The organism is Neisseria sp. HMSC070A01, from assembly GCF_001810165.1.
GTDB lineage: Bacteria > Pseudomonadota > Gammaproteobacteria > Burkholderiales > Neisseriaceae > Neisseria.
In genome coordinates, this window is record NZ_KV800119.1 from 67,758 (window position 1) to 88,126 (window position 20,369).

The 20,369-nt window shown below is 50.5% G+C and carries 18 protein-coding genes; 12 read left to right on the forward strand and 6 right to left on the reverse strand.

Annotated elements, in window-relative coordinates; all coding sequences use genetic code 11:
• Nucleotides 1-228 precede the first annotated feature (228 nt).
• On the reverse strand, nucleotides 229-3,633 hold the full coding sequence (mfd, locus tag HMPREF2711_RS01570) for a transcription-repair coupling factor (RefSeq protein ID WP_070615450.1): 3,405 nt from the start codon (nucleotides 3,631-3,633) through the stop codon (nucleotides 229-231).
• Nucleotides 3,634-3,765: 132 nt separating this feature from the next.
• Nucleotides 3,766-4,458, reverse strand: a complete 693-nt coding sequence (locus HMPREF2711_RS01575; protein ID WP_003746301.1) for a VIT1/CCC1 transporter family protein — start codon at nucleotides 4,456-4,458, stop codon at nucleotides 3,766-3,768.
• Nucleotides 4,459-4,756: 298 nt separating this feature from the next.
• Here HMPREF2711_RS01575 and HMPREF2711_RS11080 point away from each other — a divergent pair, with 298 nt between their 5' ends.
• The 4 genes from HMPREF2711_RS11080 (at nucleotide 4,757) to HMPREF2711_RS01590 (ending at nucleotide 7,680) form a co-directional block, all read left to right on the forward strand.
• A complete protein-coding gene (locus HMPREF2711_RS11080; RefSeq protein ID WP_049322342.1) occupies nucleotides 4,757-4,903 on the forward strand; it encodes a hypothetical protein in 147 nt (48 codons plus the stop codon).
• 190 nt (nucleotides 4,904-5,093) lie between these two features.
• Nucleotides 5,094-5,294 carry a hypothetical protein gene (locus HMPREF2711_RS01580; protein WP_003746297.1) on the forward strand — a complete coding sequence of 67 codons (201 nt, stop codon included), beginning with the start codon at nucleotides 5,094-5,096 and terminating at the stop codon, nucleotides 5,292-5,294.
• 89 nt (nucleotides 5,295-5,383) lie between these two features.
• Nucleotides 5,384-6,781 carry an aspartate ammonia-lyase gene (gene aspA / locus HMPREF2711_RS01585; protein WP_003746294.1) on the forward strand — a complete coding sequence of 466 codons (1,398 nt, stop codon included), beginning with the start codon at nucleotides 5,384-5,386 and terminating at the stop codon, nucleotides 6,779-6,781.
• Nucleotides 6,782-7,017: 236 nt separating this feature from the next.
• Nucleotides 7,018-7,680: an NAD(P)H-dependent oxidoreductase gene (locus HMPREF2711_RS01590; RefSeq protein ID WP_003746292.1), complete on the forward strand. Its 663-nt coding sequence runs from the start codon at nucleotides 7,018-7,020 to the stop codon at nucleotides 7,678-7,680.
• 180 nt (nucleotides 7,681-7,860) lie between these two features.
• On the opposite strand, the gene HMPREF2711_RS01595 is transcribed toward HMPREF2711_RS01590, so the two are convergent.
• Both HMPREF2711_RS01595 and HMPREF2711_RS01600 read right to left on the reverse strand, forming a co-directional pair.
• Complete coding sequence (locus HMPREF2711_RS01595) at nucleotides 7,861-10,062, reverse strand: FepA family TonB-dependent siderophore receptor (protein WP_003746289.1); 2,202 nt, start codon at nucleotides 10,060-10,062, stop codon at nucleotides 7,861-7,863.
• Between the two features lie 231 nt (nucleotides 10,063-10,293).
• Nucleotides 10,294-10,512, reverse strand: a complete 219-nt coding sequence (locus HMPREF2711_RS01600) for an HP1242/YdcH family protein (RefSeq protein ID WP_003746288.1) — start codon at nucleotides 10,510-10,512, stop codon at nucleotides 10,294-10,296.
• Between the two features lie 221 nt (nucleotides 10,513-10,733).
• Here HMPREF2711_RS01600 and HMPREF2711_RS01605 point away from each other — a divergent pair, with 221 nt between their 5' ends.
• Entirely contained in the window at nucleotides 10,734-11,108 is a 375-nt protein-coding gene (locus tag HMPREF2711_RS01605; RefSeq protein WP_003746286.1) for a hypothetical protein, read from the forward strand.
• A 133-nt stretch (nucleotides 11,109-11,241) separates the two neighbouring features.
• A complete protein-coding gene (glyA, locus tag HMPREF2711_RS01610; RefSeq protein ID WP_070615317.1) occupies nucleotides 11,242-12,492 on the forward strand; it encodes a serine hydroxymethyltransferase in 1,251 nt (416 codons plus the stop codon).
• Between the two features lie 72 nt (nucleotides 12,493-12,564).
• On the opposite strand, the gene HMPREF2711_RS01615 is transcribed toward glyA, so the two are convergent.
• Together HMPREF2711_RS01615 and yddG are read right to left on the reverse strand one after the other, a co-directional pair.
• Nucleotides 12,565-13,875, reverse strand: coding sequence for a sulfate adenylyltransferase subunit 1 (locus HMPREF2711_RS01615; RefSeq protein WP_003746282.1), 1,311 nt, complete (start codon nucleotides 13,873-13,875; stop codon nucleotides 12,565-12,567).
• Between the two features lie 129 nt (nucleotides 13,876-14,004).
• Nucleotides 14,005-14,919: an aromatic amino acid DMT transporter YddG gene (gene yddG / locus HMPREF2711_RS01620; protein ID WP_003746280.1), complete on the reverse strand. Its 915-nt coding sequence runs from the start codon at nucleotides 14,917-14,919 to the stop codon at nucleotides 14,005-14,007.
• A 179-nt stretch (nucleotides 14,920-15,098) separates the two neighbouring features.
• Between yddG and HMPREF2711_RS01625 the strand changes: the two genes are divergently transcribed.
• The 6 genes from HMPREF2711_RS01625 to HMPREF2711_RS01650 all read left to right on the forward strand — a co-directional run bounded on the left by HMPREF2711_RS01625 (nucleotide 15,099) and on the right by HMPREF2711_RS01650 (nucleotide 20,335).
• Nucleotides 15,099-15,524 carry a MarR family winged helix-turn-helix transcriptional regulator gene (locus HMPREF2711_RS01625; protein ID WP_003746278.1) on the forward strand — a complete coding sequence of 142 codons (426 nt, stop codon included), beginning with the start codon at nucleotides 15,099-15,101 and terminating at the stop codon, nucleotides 15,522-15,524.
• 12 nt (nucleotides 15,525-15,536) lie between these two features.
• Nucleotides 15,537-16,406 carry an ABC transporter six-transmembrane domain-containing protein gene (locus HMPREF2711_RS01630; RefSeq protein WP_003746276.1) on the forward strand — a complete coding sequence of 290 codons (870 nt, stop codon included), beginning with the start codon at nucleotides 15,537-15,539 and terminating at the stop codon, nucleotides 16,404-16,406.
• A gap of 27 nt (nucleotides 16,407-16,433) precedes the next feature.
• Nucleotides 16,434-16,754, forward strand: a complete 321-nt coding sequence (locus HMPREF2711_RS01635; protein WP_003746275.1) for a DMT family transporter — start codon at nucleotides 16,434-16,436, stop codon at nucleotides 16,752-16,754.
• A gap of 171 nt (nucleotides 16,755-16,925) precedes the next feature.
• Entirely contained in the window at nucleotides 16,926-18,716 is a 1,791-nt protein-coding gene (locus HMPREF2711_RS01640) for an assimilatory sulfite reductase (NADPH) flavoprotein subunit (protein WP_003746273.1), read from the forward strand.
• Between the two features lie 449 nt (nucleotides 18,717-19,165).
• Complete coding sequence (locus HMPREF2711_RS01645; RefSeq protein WP_003746272.1) at nucleotides 19,166-19,672, forward strand: hypothetical protein; 507 nt, start codon at nucleotides 19,166-19,168, stop codon at nucleotides 19,670-19,672.
• A 90-nt stretch (nucleotides 19,673-19,762) separates the two neighbouring features.
• On the forward strand, nucleotides 19,763-20,335 hold the full coding sequence (locus HMPREF2711_RS01650; RefSeq protein WP_003746269.1) for a hypothetical protein: 573 nt from the start codon (nucleotides 19,763-19,765) through the stop codon (nucleotides 20,333-20,335).
• Nucleotides 20,336-20,369 lie beyond the last annotated feature (34 nt).

Below are 20,369 nucleotides of genomic sequence, written 5' to 3' on the forward strand. Positions count from 1 at the left end.
AATTTAATATTTTATATGCTAATTATTTGAAATTTATTGACAATTTGGTAATATAGATTGCTAAAAAATAGTTGTGTGAAATTGTTAAACTATATGTGTACTTCATGGTGCATACTATACCTATACAGGCTCAACTTGTTGTAGACATCACCAATGATATTCTGTTTTCTGTATAAATGGTATTGCAGGTCGTCTGAAAAATTTCAGACGGCCTTTTTTCACTAACCTCTACTTTGCTACCACTCTTTCTTTCAAAGTCTTCAATACGTTCTTCACTGTATTAATCCGCACTTCGATATTTTCCATCTCCGCGGTAAATCGCAGCTTATCCGCGCCGGCAAGGCGATATTTTTTGTCGTTCTGAATCAGCAGGATGATTTCGGTTGGATCAACATTGTTGTTTTTGCCAAAGGTTACCGTTACCGCTTCGCTGGTCGCGTCAATGGCATCTATGCCCAATTCTTTTGCCGCAAGCCGTAAGTGGTGGCTTTCGATGAGGGTCTTGACGGGTTGTTCGGGCAGGCCGAAGCGGTCGACCAGTTCTTCATATATGGCATTGATTTGCTGAACGGTTTCGCAGACGGCGAGGCGTTTGTAGAGGACGAGGCGCTCGTGGATGTCGGGGCAATAGTCTTCAGGCAATAATGCCGGGCTGTGCAGTTTAATTTCTGTGGTAATGCCCAATGGCGCGTCGAGGTCGGGTTGGCGGCCTTTTTTGAGGTCGCGCACGGCTTGTTTGAGCATTTCGGTGTAGAGCGTGAAGCCGACCTGTATCATTTCGCCGGATTGTCCTTCGCCGAGGATTTCGCCGGCGCCGCGGATTTCCAAATCCTGCATGGCGAGGGTGAAGCCTGCGCCGAGTTCGTCCGCTGCGGCAATGGCGTCGAGGCGTTTTTCTGCGTCTTTGGTGATGTATTCGGGCGTGAGCAGGTAGGCGTAGGCTTGGTGGTGGCTGCGGCCGACGCGTCCGCGAAGCTGGTGCAGTTGCGCCAGCCCGAATTTGTCGGCGCGGTTGATGATGATAGTGTTGGCGTTGGGGATGTCGATGCCGGTTTCGATGATGGTGGAACAGAGCAATACGTTGAATCTTTGTTGCAAAAAGTCGCGCATGACTTGCTCCAGCTCGCGCTCGCGCAGTTGTCCGTGCGCCACACCGATGCGGGCTTCGGGCAATAGGGCTTCCAGCCGCTCGCGCATATTTTCGATGGTATCCACTTCATTGTGCAGGAAAAATACCTGCCCGCCGCGTTTGAGTTCGCGCAGTACGGCTTCGCGCACGCTGCCTTCGCTGAAGGGTTTGACAAAGGTTTTGACGGCAAGGCGGCGGCTGGGCGCGGTGGTAATCAGCGAGAAGTCGCGCAGGCCTTCGAGCGCCATGCTGAGGGTGCGCGGAATCGGCGTGGCAGTCATGGTAAGGATGTCAACATTGGCGCGCAGGCGTTTGAGCTGCTCTTTCTGGCGCACGCCGAAACGGTGTTCTTCATCAATAATCACTAAACCTAAGTTTTTGAATTTGACGTCGTCCTGCACCAATTTGTGCGTGCCGATAACAATATCGACCGTGCCGTCCGCCATACCTTCCAGTGCGGCTTTGGTGGCTTTGCTGTTGTTGAAACGCGAAAGGCTGGCGACTTTCACAGGGAAATCGGCGAAGCGGTCGGCGAAATTTTGTGCGTGCTGCTCGACCAGAAGCGTGGTCGGGGCGAGTACGGCGACTTGTTTGCCGCCCATTACCGCCACAAACGCGGCGCGCAGGGCGACTTCTGTTTTGCCGAAACCGACATCGCCGCACACGAGGCGGTCCATCGGTTTCGCCTGCGTCAGGTCTTTAATCACCGCGGCGATGGCGGCGGCCTGGTCTTCGGTTTCTTCGTAGCCGAAGCCGTCGGCAAACGCCTGATAGTCCAACTCGTTGATTTCGAACTTGTGTCCCGATTGGGCGGCGCGTTGGGCGTAGAGGTTGAGCAACTCGGCGGCGGTGTCGCGCGCTTTTTCGGCGGCTTTGCGCTTCGACTTGTTCCACGCGCCGCTGCCGAGTTTGTGCAGGGCGACGTTTTCATGCGCTTGGCCGGAGTAGCGGCTGATTAAATGCAGTTGAGAAACAGGCACATAAAGCTGCGCTTCGCCCGCGTATTCGAGCAACATCATTTCGTTGGTTTCGCCGCCCAAATCCATCGTTACCAAGCCCATATAGCGCCCGATGCCGTGTTCTTCGTGTACAACAGGATCACCGATATTGATTTCGGCAAGGTCGCGCAACATGCCGTCTGAAACGGCTGCGTGTTTCTTGCGATGATGTTTGCGCGAGCGGGCGACGTATTGATAAAGATCGGATTCGGTAATAACCGCGATGTTTTGATCTTCTAATTTAAACCCGTATGCTAACGGCGCCACTGTAATCATCAGCGGCTCGTGCGCCGACAAAAAGCCCTGCCAGTCAGACACGCTTTTGGCTTTCAAACCGTTTTGCTGTAAGAAACCGAGCATGGTTTCGCGCCGTCCCAAACTTTCAGCACACAGCAAAATCCGTCCGTCAAAGGCCGTCTGAAAATCCTTCAATGCCTGCAAAGGCTCGTCGGATTGGCGGTTGACGGCAAGGTCGGGCAAGGTGTGTTCTTTGCCGGAAACATCGGGCAGCACTTGTCCGTAGTTTTTCAGACGGCCTACGAATACATCGGCAGAGAGATACAAATACTGTGGAAGCAAAGGCGGATAGGTTTCGTCGCCCTGCGCCATGGCGTAACGCGATTTGACGTCGCTCCAAAAGCGGTTGGCCTCGGCGTGAACGTCGCCCAAAGAGACAAACAGCGCATCTTCGCCGATATAGTCAAACAACGTTTCCAGCTCGTTTTCAAAAAACAGCGGCAGGTAGTATTCCACGCCCGCGCCGAAGTGGCCGTTGCTGACGGCTTTGTACACGGCGGCATCATTCGGATTGCCATCGACTTCTTCGCGGAAGCGGCTGCGGAAAATCTTTTGCGCCTCGCTGTCTGTGGGGAATTCGTGCGCCGGCAGCAGGCGGATTTCGGAAACGGGGGAAATGGTGCGCTGCGTTTCGGTATCAAAGGTTTTGATGCTGTCGATTTCATCGTCGAACAAATCGATGCGGTACGGCATCTCGCTGCCCATCGGGAACAAATCGACAATCCCGCCGCGCACGGCAAACTCGCCCGCCGCGACAACATGGGAAACATGGTTGTAGCCCGCATCCACCAAATCGGTTTTCAGACGGCCTATATCCAAAGTCTGCCCAGTTTTCAGCCAAAACGTGCGCCCCGCCAAAAACGGTACGGGTGGCAGCTTCTGCATCGCCGTGGCAACCGGTACGAACAACACGTCCGCCGCGCCACTCTTAATCTGCCACAACGCCGAGAGCCGTTCCGACACCAAATCCTGATGCGGCGAAAAACGCTCGTAAGGCAGCGTTTCCCAGTCCGGCAGGAACACCGCCGTATCGTGCGGACGGAAAAACAGCCAGGCCGTCTGAAGGCGTAGCGCCTGTTCCGCATCTTGGGTCAAGACAACCTTGAGCTGCTTATGCGGCAGATAACGCGCCAAAGCCAAGGGCAGCGAGCCTTGAGACAGATTGAGCCAACGGGATTTTTCACGGGGTTTGGGAATCGGATAGGTCATGACAAAAAACAGTGTGCAATAAGTCAATACAAGCACCGCAGGCCGTCTGAAAATTTTTCAGACGGCCTTTAGTGAGCAAATTAATTTTCAATTTTACTGGATACAGGTTTAAAAGAATACAAGGCCTTACATTCAAACCGCCACACCGGCCAATTTTCCAATAAATCCGGTTATCGCCAATGCCGCCACGCCCCAAAGGCACACGCGTATAACCGCAGGAACGACAGGCGCGCCGCCCAATTTGGCGGATACATAACCCAGTAATGCCAGTCCACACAAAGTGGAGACGGCCAATGCAGGGACAATAGCACTAGAAGCTGTCAACGCGACCAGTAAAGGCAAAATCGCGCCGGCACAAAATGAAGCGGCAGAAGCCAGCGCGGCCTGCATGGGACGGGCGGCCGAGGTTTCGGTGATGCCGATTTCGTCGCGCGCGTGGGCGGCAAGTGCATCGTGTTCCATCAAGGCTTGCGCGACTTCGGCGGCAAGCGCGCCGGACAAACCGCGGCGGCGGTAAATTTCAGTCAGTTCTTCCAACTCTGCGTCAGGATTGTTTGCCAATTCGTGGCGTTCTTTGTGCAAATCGGCTTTTTCCGTGTCCGACTGGCTGGATACGGAAACGTACTCCCCCGCCGCCATCGACACCGCGCCCCCAATCAGTGCCGAAACACCGGTCAACAGCAGGGTTTGGAAATCAGGCGTGGCTGCGGCTACGCCTGTCAATAGCGAGGCAGTGGAAATCAGCCCGTCATTGGCCCCCAATACGCTTGCCCGAAGCCAATTGTTGCGGTTGCTGAAATGGCGTTCGCTGTGGTGTGAATACATATATGCTCCAATCAATTGGCGGTGTCCAGATGATGATAACATTGTATTGTTTTTTGAAATCCATGTCAGTTTATCCCTTCAAATCAAGCATTCTTAAATCTTTCTGCTACCATTTCAAACCATAGAAACTGACACGCATCTAAAGATTCCTTCAGACGGCCTTTACGCTTTTGCAATCAAATTTATTGTTCCAAGTCATGGCATTATCACAAGACCGTTTTGCACTACTTGGTTTATCGCTCTAAAGATGCTATCTTTATGAATCTTTCCACTCCCTAATCCATTGAAAGGATATATCATGGCTGAAGAAAACAAAATCAAAGTAAACGATTTGCCTGAAGATAAAAAAGAGCAAACCGAAGAAACCGAGCTGCCCGTTGTCAACAACGAAGAAAAACGCGGCGGTCATGGCGAAGGCGGTTGCTGCGGCGCATGCGGCGGCTAATCTTCCCGATATAGTCCCAAGGCCGTCTGAAAAGTCTTACTTTTCAGACGGCCTTTTCTTTTCTAAACAATAACAGGTAAATGAATGAAAGGACGAAGTAAGGGAATTTAAACCTTGCCGTGTTTGTGCTACATTCATATCTTTACAAACCACAACAATCTGCACACGCAGACACACAAGGAAGAAAAAAATGTTTTGGTATATCGTTGGTTTTTTCGCCTTCATCGTTTCCCTGCTTTCCCTTTGGGTCAATGCCAGCGCATTCGGCATGGAAGAGGATGGCACGCCGCAATCCGAATATGAAAAAATGTTGGGCTTGGGTGCGAAATTGAAAGATAAAGAGACAGCCGCGAAAGAGCGCGAAGCGGCACGTTTTCACCCTGACGATTAAGCCTTACCGACTGGACAATCTTGCCGAACTGGGCTAATGTTCCAAACGCATAACGCACACCAACACAACTATACGAGAAGGTAAGAGAAATGACTGTACGAATCGAACACGATTTATTGGGCGACCGTGAGATCCCTGCTGAAGTATATTGGGGCATCCATACTTTGCGCGCCATTGAAAACTTTAAAATTTCCACGCAAAAAATTTCCGACGTACCGCAATTTGTCCGCAGCATGGTGATGGTTAAAAAAGCCACCGCGCAAGCCAACGGCGCATTGGGTGCCATCAAGCCGGAAATCGCGGCCGCCATTGAAAAAGCCTGCGACGAAGTATTGGTCAAAGGCCGCTGCCTCGACCAATTCCCGTCCGACGTTTATCAAGGCGGCGCCGGTACTTCGGTCAACATGAACACCAACGAAGTCATTGCCAACCTTGCGCTGGAAGTGTTGGGATACGAAAAAGGCCGCTACGACATCGTCAATCCGATGGACCATGTCAATGCCAGCCAATCCACCAACGACGCCTATCCTACCGGCTTCCGCCTTGCCGTGTATTACAGCATCGGCGAATTGCTCGAAAAACTGGCTATCCTGAAAAACGCCTTTGCCGCCAAAGCCGAAGAGTTTAAAGACGTTTTGAAAATGGGCCGCACCCAGCTTCAAGATGCCGTGCCGATGACTGCAGGCCAAGAATTCCAATCTTTCCAAGTGTTGTTGGAAGAAGAAATCCTCAATCTCGACCGCACCCGCTCCCTGCTGCTTGAAGTCAACCTCGGCGCCACCGCCATCGGTACGGGCGTGAATACACCCAAAGGCTATGCGGCTTTGGTCGTTGAGAAACTCTCCGAAGTCAGCGGCCTGCCTTGCAAACTGACTGAAAACCTGATCGAAGCGACCTCCGACTGCGGCGCATATGTAATGGTACACGGCGCATTGAAACGCACAGCTGTCAAACTATCCAAAATCTGTAACGACTTGCGCCTGCTCTCTTCTGGTCCACGCGCCGGTTTGAAAGAAATCAACCTGCCTGAATTGCAGGCCGGTTCGTCCATCATGCCGGCCAAAGTTAATCCCGTGATTCCTGAAGTCGTCAACCAAGTGTGCTTCAAAGTCATCGGCAACGACACCACCATCACTTTCGCAGCCGAAGCAGGTCAGTTACAGCTGAACGTTATGGAGCCGGTCATCGCCCAATGTATGTTTGAAACCATTTCCCTCTTGGGCAATGCCGCGGTCAACCTGTCCGAAAAATGCGTCAAAGGCATTACGGTCAACCGCGAAATCTGCGAACGCTATGTTTTTAACTCCATCGGTTTGGTTACTTACCTGAACCCATACATCGGCCACCACAACGGCGATTTGGTCGGCAAAATCTGCGCCCAAACCGGCAAAGGCGTGCGCGAAGTCGTACTGGAGCGCGGCCTGTTGAGCGAAGAAGAGCTCAACCGCATCCTCTCCCCAGAAAACCTGATGAATCCGCACCTGTAACCAGGGTTTAAAATCAAAGGCCGTCTGAAACTTTACTTTTAAAATTTCAGACGGCCTTTTCATATTCATATTGATACTTAATCGATTTTTTCTGCGAAATTCAAAATTAAAAGATAGCCTAGCCGCAGGGTTTGATTTAACATGGTGCTGCCCTATCCTGTTTCCTTCTCCAATTCACGCAAACCGGATATTGGCAAAACGGTCAAAATAACATCTTCATTTATTAGGAAAAACCAATGAGTAAAATTACACGCGAACAAATGCTGCAAGTATTCGAAAATCGCTGCTCCACCCGTTATTACGATCCCGACAAAAAAATCAGCCAAGAAGATTTTGCAGCGATTTTAGAATTTGCCCGCCTCTCACCCAGCTCTGTCGGATCCGAGCCATGGAAATTTTTGGTTATCCAAAACAAAGCATTGAGAGAAAAGCTCAAACCTTTCAGCTGGGGTATGCAATCGCAACTGGACGACTGCAGCCATCTGGTGATTATCCTTGCCAAGAAAAATGCCCGTTACGATACCCCGTTCTTCCGCAGCGTTGCCGAACGCAGGGGCCTGCAAGGCGAGCAGCTGGAAAAAGCGTTGGCAAGATACAAAAGCTTCCAAGAAACCGATATTAAAATTGCCGACGACCAACGCGCACTCTTTGACTGGAGCGGCAAGCAGACCTATATTGCTTTAGCCAATATGCTCACAGGTGCAGCCGCCATCGGCATCGATTCCTGCCCAATCGAAGGCTTCAACTACGACAAAATGAACGAAGTATTGGCGGCAGAAGGCCTGTTTGATGCCAATGAATGGGGCGTATCCGTAGCAGCAACATTCGGCTATCGAGCCAAAGAAATCACCAAAAAATCACGCAAACCGATTGAAGAAATGGTGACTTGGGTCGAATGAATCTTTTAGATTCATAGGGCGGCGAATGCCGCCCTTTTACTTTTCTAAAAAAGTAAAGCAAATTCCGTAACAACAAATACTTCTAAATTTAAAATCAAAAAGGCCGTCTGAAACCATGTGTCAGAAATCTTAGATTTCATTTCACACCGTTTCAGACGGCCTGATTTAATACGCTTCTACTTAAAACGATACTTTCAAACTGCCGTAGAAGGCACGGCCATGCTCGTTGTAAGTTTGTGCGCCGGCAGTCGTGCGGTACAGTTTTTTGTCAAACAGATTGCTGATACCGCCACGAACGGCCACGCGTTTGTTCCAGTTATAGCCTGCGTTGATGCCCCAAATGCCGTAAGAGCCGACTTGGGTTTGGCTGTGTTCGGAAGACAACGCTGCCACGCCTGCACGAGGATTACCATCTCGTTCCAGTCTATTAATCGCCACGCCACGCGGTTTAGTGCGGCCGTAGTGGGTAAAGGTCAGATTGGCATCGAAGCGTTCGTTCGGCATCCAAGACAATGTGCTGTTGATGGTGTGCTTCGGCACCAAAGACAATGGATTGCCTTGATAATCTTCGGATTTGTGCATGTAAGTGAAATTGTTGCTCCACTTGAGTGTGTCATGCAACGGAATCACCAAGTTGCCTTCGATACCCGAAATAGTCGCTTTCGGCGTATTTTCCCATTGCAGGAGCCAGTTGCCGATATTGCTGGTGGCAATACGCTGGTCGCCGATCACGATTTTATTGCGGTACGCGTTGTGGAAATAAGTCGCCGAAGCCTGCCAGCCGTTTTTGTTGAACTCAAGACCAATCTCTTTATTGATGCTGCTTTCAGGTTTCAAATTGCCATTGCCCATATAGTAGCAACGCACACTGTTCGGCGCATTGAGCGGACAGCCTTGACCGCGTGTGTACAGGATAAAGTCAGGATTGGTTTGATACAGGTTTGGCGCTTTGTACGCACGGGCAATACCGCCTTTGACCAACCAGTTTTCGCCGATTTGATGCGAGAAGTTCAAAGCCGGACTCCAGTTGCTGCCGCTGTCGCTATTGTGGTCGAAACGGATGGCCGGAATCAGGTGGGTTTTATCGGTCAATGAAATATTGTCTTCAACGTAAGCTGCCCAGTTTCGTTGCGAAGCCTTGCCACCGCGCGTTGCGGAGATACCGATAAACGCATCGGTTTTACCTTGGTCTTTAAATCCCTGAGTATTGGAAGCAGGATCGTCCAATTTACTGTCAGTAAATTCCGCACCGACCGTCAATACATTATCGACTCCAAGTTTGAACGGAATATTTGCTTCGCTACTGAAGCGCAGGTTTTTCAGACGGCTTTGTACAAAATCCAAGCCTGTATAGCTGCCTTCCGGACCACCGGCCAAACCTTCAGGTAAGTGGCTGTTGACTGTGCGCTCATAACTGATCACGTTTTTGGTATCGCCCCATTCCCATGCGCCATCATGCGTTAAAGAATAAGCGGAACGATATAAACGAGCAGTTTCGGCTTTACTGTCAGCCAGAGAATTAACTAAAGCAGAACGCGGATTGCTGTTTTGCGTATCGCCGTTGTAGATATTGCCCTGACGGCTGTAGCTGCTGTCTAAAATCAATGTTTGCGCAGGGCTGATTTTCCATTGCAGACGGCCTGCAATGTCTTTATTGCGTATGCCTTCGACACCGGCCGCGCTGTCGTTGCCGTGTCCTTCATTAATATCGGCCGCATCTGCATCTGTTTTATTCAGGTTGCCGTAAATGCGGAAGCCCAAAGTATCTTGAATAATCGGACCGCTCAAATTGAAGCCGATACGGCGGGTTGCGCCTTCTTTGCTGTCTTGCGGTTGATTGGCGTAAAGATTGACCTGGCCTTTAAATTCCTTAGACACTTTTTTGGTAACGATATTGACCACGCCGCCCATCGCGCCGGAGCCGTAACGTGTTGCCGCCGGACCGCGCAAAACGGTGATGGATTCAATTTCTTCAACCGGTACCCAGTTGCTGTCGCCGCGCGTATTGCGTTCACCGCGCATACTGATACGCTCGGACTGGCGCGAATTTACAGGCTTGCCGTCAATCAGAATCAATGTGTTTTCAGGGCCCATACCGCGCAAGTCGATTTGGCGTTTGTTGCCGCGCTGACCCGTCGCTGTATTGCCGGTCAGGTTGACGCCCGGCATGGTGCGGACAAATTCGGAAATATCGTTGACGGCCGGACGCTTGTCGATGTCGTCTTTTGAAATACGCGATACGCCCAGCGACTGTTGCAGTTGCTTCTCGGCAGTAACGTAAACGGTATCGACTTCAGCCTGTTCGGCAGCTTTCTCTTCAGCAGCGTGAGAGAATGCGCTGATTAATGCCAAAGGCAAAATGGCGAGTGTGAATGTTTTCATTGCATCGTTTCTCTTTAACTTTGTTTGTTAAAATCAAAATAAAAATTATTCAGGATTCTAAATAAACTTAACAGAGTTTTCAATGCAATTAAGAGTGATTTACAATTATTCGTTAAATTAAGCCAATAAAAATAACCAAATGCCTAATAATTAAAAAGGCCGTCTGAAACGGCATGAAAGGGAATCTGAGATTTCCATCATACCGTTCAGACGGCCTTATTCAAATTTTAATTATTTGCCTGCTGCTTTTTGCAAAAGGGCATACAATTCGTCTTTGAGTTTGAGTTTGGCTTTTTTCAGCTCCTCGATTTCTTCGGCGCCGCTGGTTACCACGTTATTCACCAAACCGGTAATTTTATCGTCCAGCTCGTTGTGCTCCTCAAACAAACGGGCAAAGTGTGCATCCTCTTGTTTCAGTTTAGAAATCAGATCGCGATATTCTGGAAACATTTTGTTTTCCTCTCTTGTTAATTAAATAAAAAAGTACTGCTGTCAAAAACTAGGACGAATTAATCTTTAGCTTCATTATAACAAACACGGGCGTTTTATCCAGTCTTTTTTAAGCCGAAACTGTTTTATGTCAAAATTAATAATATCACCATTAGCCATCGTCCCAATGGAAAGAAACAGGTTTCTAGACGGTTTGCCGACTTGGGCATACAATCGGGCTTATGCGTTTACACAATGGCCGAACCACCCTATTCCGTCATATCAACGGCATGGACGGACAATTTATCCTGCTTGAAAACCATCCTTCATGGATGCCGGTCAATGATGCCGATTTCAACCATGCCGCGCCCCTGCCCGACGGTTTGGCCGTACACGAAGAATCGTTTTATCCATTTGAAAAAATAAATGCCGCCGAATCGGCAGACAATATCAAAATCTTCAGCGAAGAAGCCCTACGGCTGGAGAAAGAACGATTAAATGCGGTAGCCTTGGTAGAACTGGCAAAAAATCTCAAAGCCGCCCAAGCCGAAGCCGATTTAGCCGCGCTTCTGGAAAAAATGGATTTTCATTTAAAACAAGATGATATTTTCAAATAAACCCTTCAATCTCAGGCCGTCTGAAACCAAACACCCGACACAATTGTTGACAATGCAAGAAAAATAGTTCATCTTGAACCAATCCGCAGCACTCCATCCTATATTTTCAGCCCATCACAAAGGAATCGAGAACATGTTTTCAAAAAGCGTTACCCTCGCACAATATGACCCCGATTTGGCAGCAGCCATCGCCCAAGAAGACAAGCGCCAGCAAGACCACGTCGAGCTGATCGCCTCTGAAAACTACGTCAGCTGTGCCGTTATGGAAGCCCAAGGTTCGCAATTGACCAACAAATACGCTGAAGGCTATCCTGGCAAACGCTACTATGGTGGCTGTGAACACGTTGATATTGTTGAACAATTAGCGATTGACCGCGTAAAAGAACTGTTTAACGCCGCCTATGCCAACGTTCAACCGCACTCCGGCTCCCAAGCCAACCAAGCCGTATATGCTTCAGTTTTGAAACCGGGCGACACCATTTTGGGCATGTCTCTGGCACACGGCGGCCACTTGACCCACGGCGCAAGCGTTAACATCTCCGGCAAACTCTACAACGCCATTACTTATGGTTTGGATGAAAACGAAGTTCTCGATTATGCCGAAGTAGAACGTTTGGCTCTTGAACACAAACCTAAAATGATTGTGGCTGGTGCATCTGCCTACGCGTTGCAAATAGACTGGGCAAAATTCCGTGAAATCGCCGATAAAGTCGGCGCGTACCTCTTTGTCGACATGGCGCACTATGCCGGCCTGATTGCCGGCGGCGAATATCCTAACCCCGTGCCATTCTGCGACTTCGTCACCACCACCACCCACAAAACCCTGCGCGGCCCTCGCGGCGGTGTGATTTTGTGCCGTGACAATACCCACGAAAAAGCGCTGAACTCTGCCATCTTCCCAAGCCTGCAAGGCGGTCCGTTGATGCACGTTATCGCCGCCAAAGCCGTAGCGTTTAAAGAAGCGTTGCAACCTGAGTTCAAAGAATACGCAAAACAAGTGAAAATCAATGCTGTCGCCATGGCGGAAGAGTTGGTTAAACGCGGTTTGCGCATCGTATCCGGCCGTACAGAAAGCCACGTTTTCCTCGTTGACCTGCAACCGATGAAAATCACCGGCAAAGCCGCCGAAGCCGCTTTGGGCAAGGCTCACATTACCGTCAACAAAAACGCCATCCCGAATGATCCGGAAAAACCATTCGTTACCTCTGGCATCCGCATCGGCTCCGCCGCCATGACCACACGCGGCTTTAACGAAGCCGACGCGCGCGTATTGGCAAACTTGGTTGCCGACGTATTGGCCAATCCTGAAGACGAAGCCAACCTCGCCAAAGTCCGCGAACAAGTGACTGCTTTGTGCAATAAATATCCGGTTTACGGCGCATAAGCATTTCCGACTTGGATAAAATAACAGGCCGTCTGAAACTTCAGACGGCCTTCTTTTATTTCAACTTTTCTTTTAAATTTCAAAACTGTTTGTTTCGCTGACTTTGCGTATCATGCCTGCCGCGACAGTATGATTGGTGGCTTCGTCAATCAAAATAAACGCGCCTTGGGCATGATTGTCTTCGTATGCGGCAGCAGCGAGCGGTTGCTGGGTTTTGAGGCTGACGCTGCCGATGTCGTTGAGCTTGAGCGTTTCGGCAGATTCGACCCGGCTGAGGGTATTGACGTCCCAAACGTAGGCAATTTCGCTGATTTTTACGGGCGTAGTTTGGGTAGTGTGCTTCAGCAAATATTTGCGGCGCAGATTGAGCGGAATATCGTCAAACCAGCAAAGCGCGGCTTGAAATTGTTGTTCGGGAACAATGGCGCTGTCGGCTGAAACAATGCTGTTGCCGCGTGAAATATCGATATCGGTATCCAAAACGACAGTCAACACTTCCCCTGCCTCGGCAGATTCGGTTTTACCGTTGGCATTATAGATTTCGGCAACTTTGGCAACATGGCCGCTGGGCAAAACTTTGACTTCATCGCCCACTTTCAGACGGCCTGCTTCCAATCTGCCTTGATAACCGCGGAAGTCGTCGCTGCTGCTGCCGTCTTGGCGCGCCACGCGTTGTACGGGAAAGTGCACGGCTTGGTCAGCGGCATTTTGACGGTTGACAGGCAGGCTTTCAAGCAAAGGCAAAAGCGGTAAACCTTGATACCACGGGGTTTGGCTGCTGGCATTGACGATATTGTCGCCTTTTAATGCGCTGATGGGCAGGAAGTGGATGTGTGCTTTGAGGCCGATTTGTTCCGCCAGTTTGCGGTAGGCCTCGATAATGGCTTGATATTTGGCTTCGTCAAAGTCGAGCAGGTCGAGTTTGTTGACGGCGACAATGATGTTGGGGCAGCCCAAAAGTTTCAGAATCGCGCTGTGGCGTTTGGTTTGGGGCAGTAGGACTGGCTCGCTGCCTGAAAAATCAACGCGTGTGGCATCAACCAAAATAATGGCGGCATCGGCAGTCGATGCGCCGGTAACCATATTGCGCGTGTATTGCTCATGTCCCGGCGTATCGGCAATGATGAATTTGCGTTTGGGCGTGGCGAAATAACGGTAGGCCACGTCAATGGTAATGCCTTGTTCGCGCTCGGCGGCAAGGCCGTCTGTCAGGCTGGCGAAGTCGGGCGTTTCGCCGTTTTCAGCAGCGCGGTTGAGCTTGTCAAGCTGGTCGGTCAGTAAGGTTTTGCTGTCGTAGAGCAGGCGGCCGATGAGGGTGGATTTGCCGTCATCGACACTGCCGGCGGTAATGAAGCGCAAAAGCGGAGCGGAAGCTGCGGTCATGATTCTTTCCCATTTCTCGTGATTTCTCAAACTGACTGCTACTTTAAACAGGCCGTCTGAAAATGGGAAAGAATGTTTGGTTGTTAAAAAAGCTGTTTTCGTTATATCGCAAAGCTATGGGATATTGCCTCACGCCATCTGTTTTCCCCGGGTCGCTAACCAACACACAATCGACCCTAAGCATACCATTCCCGCTCCCTGCCAAAACGTCATGGACAACGGTGCGCGAATCACAAACGATGACACCACCGCAGACAACACTGGAATGAAATAAGATGCGCCTGCCAATACGGTCAGGTTGCCACGTGAAATACCGATATTCCATACTGCATAGCCCAAACCCATGCAAGCTGCGGCGGCAACGGCATAGCCGAGCGATACGGCATCAAAATTCAACGTATTCGCGCCGCTGAGAAAGTATTCGATCCACAACAGTATCGACACCAGCGCAAAGAAGAAGCCGACGCTGCTACCCTCTGCTTTCACGCGCGCCGTCAGCGTACAATATGCTGCCCAAAACACCGCGTCCGTAAATGCCATGATATAGCCGCCGGGATTGGTGCGGACATTGTGGTAAATACCAGAAACCGACAAGCCGACATCGCCGCCCAATACAGTGGCAATCCCTAAAAACGACAGCACAAAGCCGATGACTATCCACCATTTTGACGGCTGTTTGTTGAAATATACCGCTCCGACGATGGTAAACGTCGGCCACAAATAATTGACCATGCCGATTTCCACCGCCTGTCTCGCGTTTTGCGCAAAACCGACCGAGAGCGACAAACACAGTTCGCAGCCGACAAAAAACACACTCGCCCAAAACAGATAGCTGCGGTTGTAATTGCGCAAATGCGGCCGGCCGAAAATCAGCCAAATCAATACGGTGGACAGGGTGTACATCATTGCCGCGCCGCCCACTGCCCCCATATGCAGGCTCAAAGAGCGTATCAGAGAAATGACAAAGCTCCACAAAGCAACGGCAAGCAGCCCGATGGCAGTGGCTTGTTTAGGGGAGATGTTTTGAGATAAGAAATGAATCATGGCGTATGTGTCGAAGATGTTATTAGGTTTATCGTAGTTTGAATATATCGTTTCTACATTAATTATTTTAACGGTTTCAAGGCCGTCTGAAAATGATTGTTTCAGATGGCCCTCTATTTGCAATTAGTCCTAAACATGACTATAATCCTCATCCGATTAGTCAATATAGAGACCAATTTATGAATCAGCTCGACCAACTCGGTATGCGCATCAGCCATATAGACAGCGCATTTGACCAATGGATTAAACAGCAAAACACCAACTACAATACCTTCGCCGTTCTCTATACCTTAGCCACCGAAGGCAGCCGCACTCAAAAATACATAGGCGAAGAATGGAGCCTGCCCAAGCAAACCGTTTCCGGCACATGCAAAACGCTGGCGGAACAAGGCTTGCTGACATTTCACGAAAGCGAACAAGACAAACGCGAACGCTTATTGTCGCTGACCGAGCAAGGCAAAGAATCCGCCGCACCATTGGTGCAAAACATGCAGGAATTCAGCAAACGAATTTTTACCGCCTTCGGTGAAAAACGTGCAGCCCGACTGTTTGCCGATTTGGACGCGTTGACCGAATTAATGGCGCAAACCCTCAATACTAAATAAAGGAGGGCAACCATGTGGAAAATGTTGAAACACATCGGTCAAACACACCGCCGCAAACTCATCACAACCTTCTCTCTCGTCGGCTTGGATAATCTGCTCTTGCTGGTATATCCCGTGTTTGGCGGCTGGGCGATTAATGCCGTTATGGAAGGCAACGTCTGGCAGGCAATGTTGTATGGTGTGGTGGTTTTATTGATGTGGATAATCGGTGCCGCCCGCAGGATAGCCGATACGCGCACATTTACCCAGATCTATACTGAAATAGCCGTCCCGGTTGTCTTGGAACAGCGCAAACGAGAAGTACCGCATTCCGCCATTACTGCACGCGTCGCCCTATCGCGTGAGTTTGTCAGTTTCTTTGAAGAACACCTGCCCATCGCTGCTACTTCGCTGGTCTCCATCTTCGGTGCATGTATGATGTTGCTGATATTGGAATTTTGGGTGGGCGTATTGGCTGTTGCGATACTTGCCCTGTTTTTATGGTTGCTGCCGCGTTTTGCCGCCATCAGCGAAAACCTATATTTCCGTTTAAACAACCGGCTTGAACGCGACAACCACCTTATCCGCGACGGCAACGAGCATCAGCTCTACCGCCACTACGGCTGGGTTGCCAAACTACGCGTGCTGATTTCCAACCGCGAAGCCTTAGGCTATCTCAGTATCGGTATGGCGATGAGCGTATTGTTCGGCTTTGCCTTTATACACATGACGCTTAAAGGCTATGGCAGTGCCGGCCATATCTATTCCGTCAGCACTTATTTATGGATGTTTGCAATGAGCTTGGACGATGTACCGCGCTTGGTCGAACAATACTCCAATCTAAAAGATATCGGACAACGCGTTGAACTCTCGGAAGAAAACAATCTTTCCAAGGCCGTCTGAAACCTTAACACACCATCAGGACATATTATGAGTTGGTTTTATTTAATCTTAGCCGGAATACTGGAAATCGGCTGGCCCTTGGGGCTGAAATTGGCACAACAAGAAGGCTACCGTTGGCAGGGTATTGCTGCCGCCTTGGCCTGCATTGTCGGCAGCGGATTTTTTCTATTCCTCGCCCAAAAAAACATACCGATGGGGACGGCCTATGCCGTTTGGACAGGCATAGGCGCGGCAGGCGCATTTTTAGTAGGCGTAGCCTTTTTCAACGATGCCGCCAACTTCGGCCGCTGGCTCGGCGCATTCTTAATTATTTCAGGCGTAATCGTCATGAAACTTTCCAGTCATTAAAAAACCGCAAAGGCCGTCTGAAACCAAGACGGCCTTCTTATATTCCGAATATAACGAAATCATCTTAAATTAAAACCAAGCATTCTTTCCTTTTTTCAGACGGCCTGTTTAAAGTAGCGACTGTTCATTATTCAAACAATCGGCTATAGCCGTCCCAACAAAGGAAACAAAATGAGCCAAGCCAATCCACTGCCTGCCGAACTCTCCGCCCAACTCTCCGCCCTATCCCCCACCCAACTTGCCTGGCTCTCCGGCTATTGCTGGGCACAAAGCCAAGGCGTATCCGGCGCAGCAGCCGAACCGACTATCCTGCAAGCAGCCGTCTCGGCAGTCAGCCGCCGCGTATTAGTCCTTTCCGCCTCCCAAACCGGCAACGCACGCAGCGTTGCCGAATCCTTACACGCCAAACTTCAAGCCGCCGGCGTAGAAGCCCGCCTCAGCAGCGCAGGCGATTTCAAAAGCAAAACCCTGCCCGACGAAGACATCGTCCTTTTGGTTACCTCCACCCAAGGCGAAGGCGAACCGCCCGAAGAAGCCCTACCCCTATACAAATTCATCTACGGCAAAAAGAAACCCGACCTCAGCAAACTCACCTTTGCCGTCTTAGGACTTGGCGACTCCTCCTATCCAAACTTCTGCCAAGCAGGCAAAGACTTTGATGCCAAATTTGCCGAACTGGGCGCAGGCCGTCTGAACGACTTGGGCATTTGCGACTTAGAGTTCCAAGCAAATGCCGACGCATGGGTAGCCGCCGTCGTACCCAAAGTAGCCGAATTGACCGCCCAAGCAGCAAGCCCTAGTGCAAACACCGCAGCACACAGCCCGGCCACCCCAAGCAGCGGCACCGCATACACCAAAGAAAACCCCTACACAGCCACCCTCTCCGTGCGCCAAAAAATCACCTCACGCACCGCAGAAAAAGACGTCGAACACATCGAAATCGACCTCAGCGGCTCAGGTTTGCATTATCAGGCGGGGGACGCACTCGGCGTATGGCCACTAAATGCCGGCGATCTCGTTCAAGAAATCCTCGACCTCAACCAACTGAACGGCAATGAAACCGTCCAACTTTCAGACGGCCGCGAAACCGACATCCGCACCGCCCTGACCGAATCCGCAGACATCACCCAAAACACACCGGCATTCGTCCAACAATACGCCGAATTAACAAACAACGAAGCACTCAAAACCATAGCCGCAGATAAAGCCCAACTGGACGCCTACCTCGCCGCCACACCGCCCGTCGGCGTATTCGCAGCCTATCCGCACCCACTGGACGCACAAACCCTATACAGCCTCTTCCGCCCACAAACCCCGCGCCTTTACTCCATCGCCTCCGCACAAGACGAAGTCGGCGAAGAAGTCCACCTCACCATCGGCATCGTCCGTTTCGACCACCACGACCACACCTACACCGGCGCAGCATCCGGCTACTTGGGCGAACGCCTCGAAGAAGGCAGCGAAGTCCGCGTCTTTGTCGAACCCAACCCCAACTTCCGCCTACCACAAAACGGCGACACCCCCATCATCATGATCGGCGCAGGCACAGGCGTCGCCCCCTTCCGCTCCTTCATGCAACAACGCGCCGCCAATGGCGACAGCGGCAAAAACTGGCTCTTCTTCGGCAACCAACGCCTGGCTGACGACTTCCTCTACCAACTCGAATGGAGCGATTGGCGCAAAGACGGCCTCCTCACCCGCGCCGACCTCGCATGGAGCCGCCAAGGCGAACACAAAGTCTATGTCCAACACAAAATCGCCGAACGCGCCGCCGAAGTTTGGAACTGGCTGCAACAAGGCGCACACATCTACGTCTGCGGCGACGCCGCACGCATGGCGCGCGATGTCGAAAACGCCCTGATCGAAGTCATCGAAACCCAAGGCAAACTCAGCCGCGACGAAGCCGAAGACTACCTCAACGACCTGCGCGAAGACAAACGCTACCAACGCGACGTTTATTGATTGAATAAACAAAAATAAAGGCCGTCTGAAAGCTGGATTTCAGACGGCCTTTTTAAGGAACTTGCTCGGATTGTTATCAATTTATCTTGTCTTGCATTATAATTGTGCAAATTTGACTCACTCGAAAGAAAATAAATTGGAAGGATTACAACAACTTGTAGATTTATTGGTGGGTTTTGTCGATTGGATATTGAAATTACTGGCCTTCTTGTTTTAAACTACGTTCCATACTTTTATACATTAAAGACGTATTTTCATCATGCAAACCGCGCAATGCTCCGCTACTTTCTTCTATTGGTACCACACAAACGTGCGGTACTTTTTTGCGCTTGTCTGAAACAGACCAAATTGAAAATACGCAAATCAGAGCCGCCTCATTTGAGCGGCTTTTTTTATACCCACCATGGCCGCTTAAATCCACCCATTTTTAAGAAATAAGGAATACAGCCATGACCGCTTCAACCAAAATCCACAGCCAAACTCAAATGTTACACACCTGCCGCATGGTCGTTGACAGCAACAGCCACCACAGCATGCCCAACACGCTCACTTTGCCTGATACGCCCGACAGCCTCATCAGCGAAGCCTTAATTCCGCAAGTACGCACCATCGCGACTTTGATTGCCGCAGAACGTCACGATTTCAATCAAAGCAGCCCCAGCGTTTTTACTGATGAAGCGGATTTCTTCGCGGCGCGTATTTTGGTTTTGGGCGTACGCCGTTTCCATTTGGACATTACCCTGCTGCCCATGCTCAAAACCGCCAACAAACGCGCCGAAGCCTTCGCCAAACGCCATCACATGCCCTTCTCTCCCGCTGAAATGCAAATGTCCCTGCACACCCGCCGCCCTGCCAACCTGCTGATTATCGAAACCGAACACGAAATGCCTACCCTGGGCAATCTGGCCGCCAACAGCCGTGCATTTGCCGCGCAACTTTCCAATATTATTTTGTAAAACCACTTGAAAAACAGGGAAATGATTTAATATTAGGCAAACACACTCCGCCGAAATCTCGGCAAAGACAAACTTCTCTCAGGAAAAACAATGAAAAAACTGATTGCCTTAGCCGCCCTTTCCACTTTCGCCCTTGCTGCCTGCAAAGACAATACCCAGGCACAGCTTGAGCAGCAACAAAAACAAATCGAAGCATTGCAACAACAGTTGGCACAACAAGCAGGCCAACAAGAAGACAATACGGTTTACCAGCTCATGCCTGAAGCCGTGAAAGACACCATTCCTGCCGAGGCACAAGCCAACGGCAACAACGGCCAACCGGTAACCGGTACAGACGGCCAACAATACATCTACGACCAATCCACCGGAAGCTGGCTGCTGCAAAGCTTGATAGGTACTGCAGCCGGTGCATTTATCGGCAACGCATTGGCCAATAAATTCACACAGGCACGCAATCAAAACAGTCCGATTGCCCGTCAAGCCCGTGCCAACTATTATCAAAGCGCACGTCCAAACGGACGCACCAGCCAACAGCTGAATACACGCACCCTGCGTGCCCAGCAACAAAATGCCCAGCAGCAACAACGATACCGTGAAACTACGCGTCAGCCTTCCAACTATCGCCGCCCCAGCATGGGCCGAGGCTTTGGCCGCCGCCGCTGATTCGGTTTATATTCCATCTTTGATATAAATACGC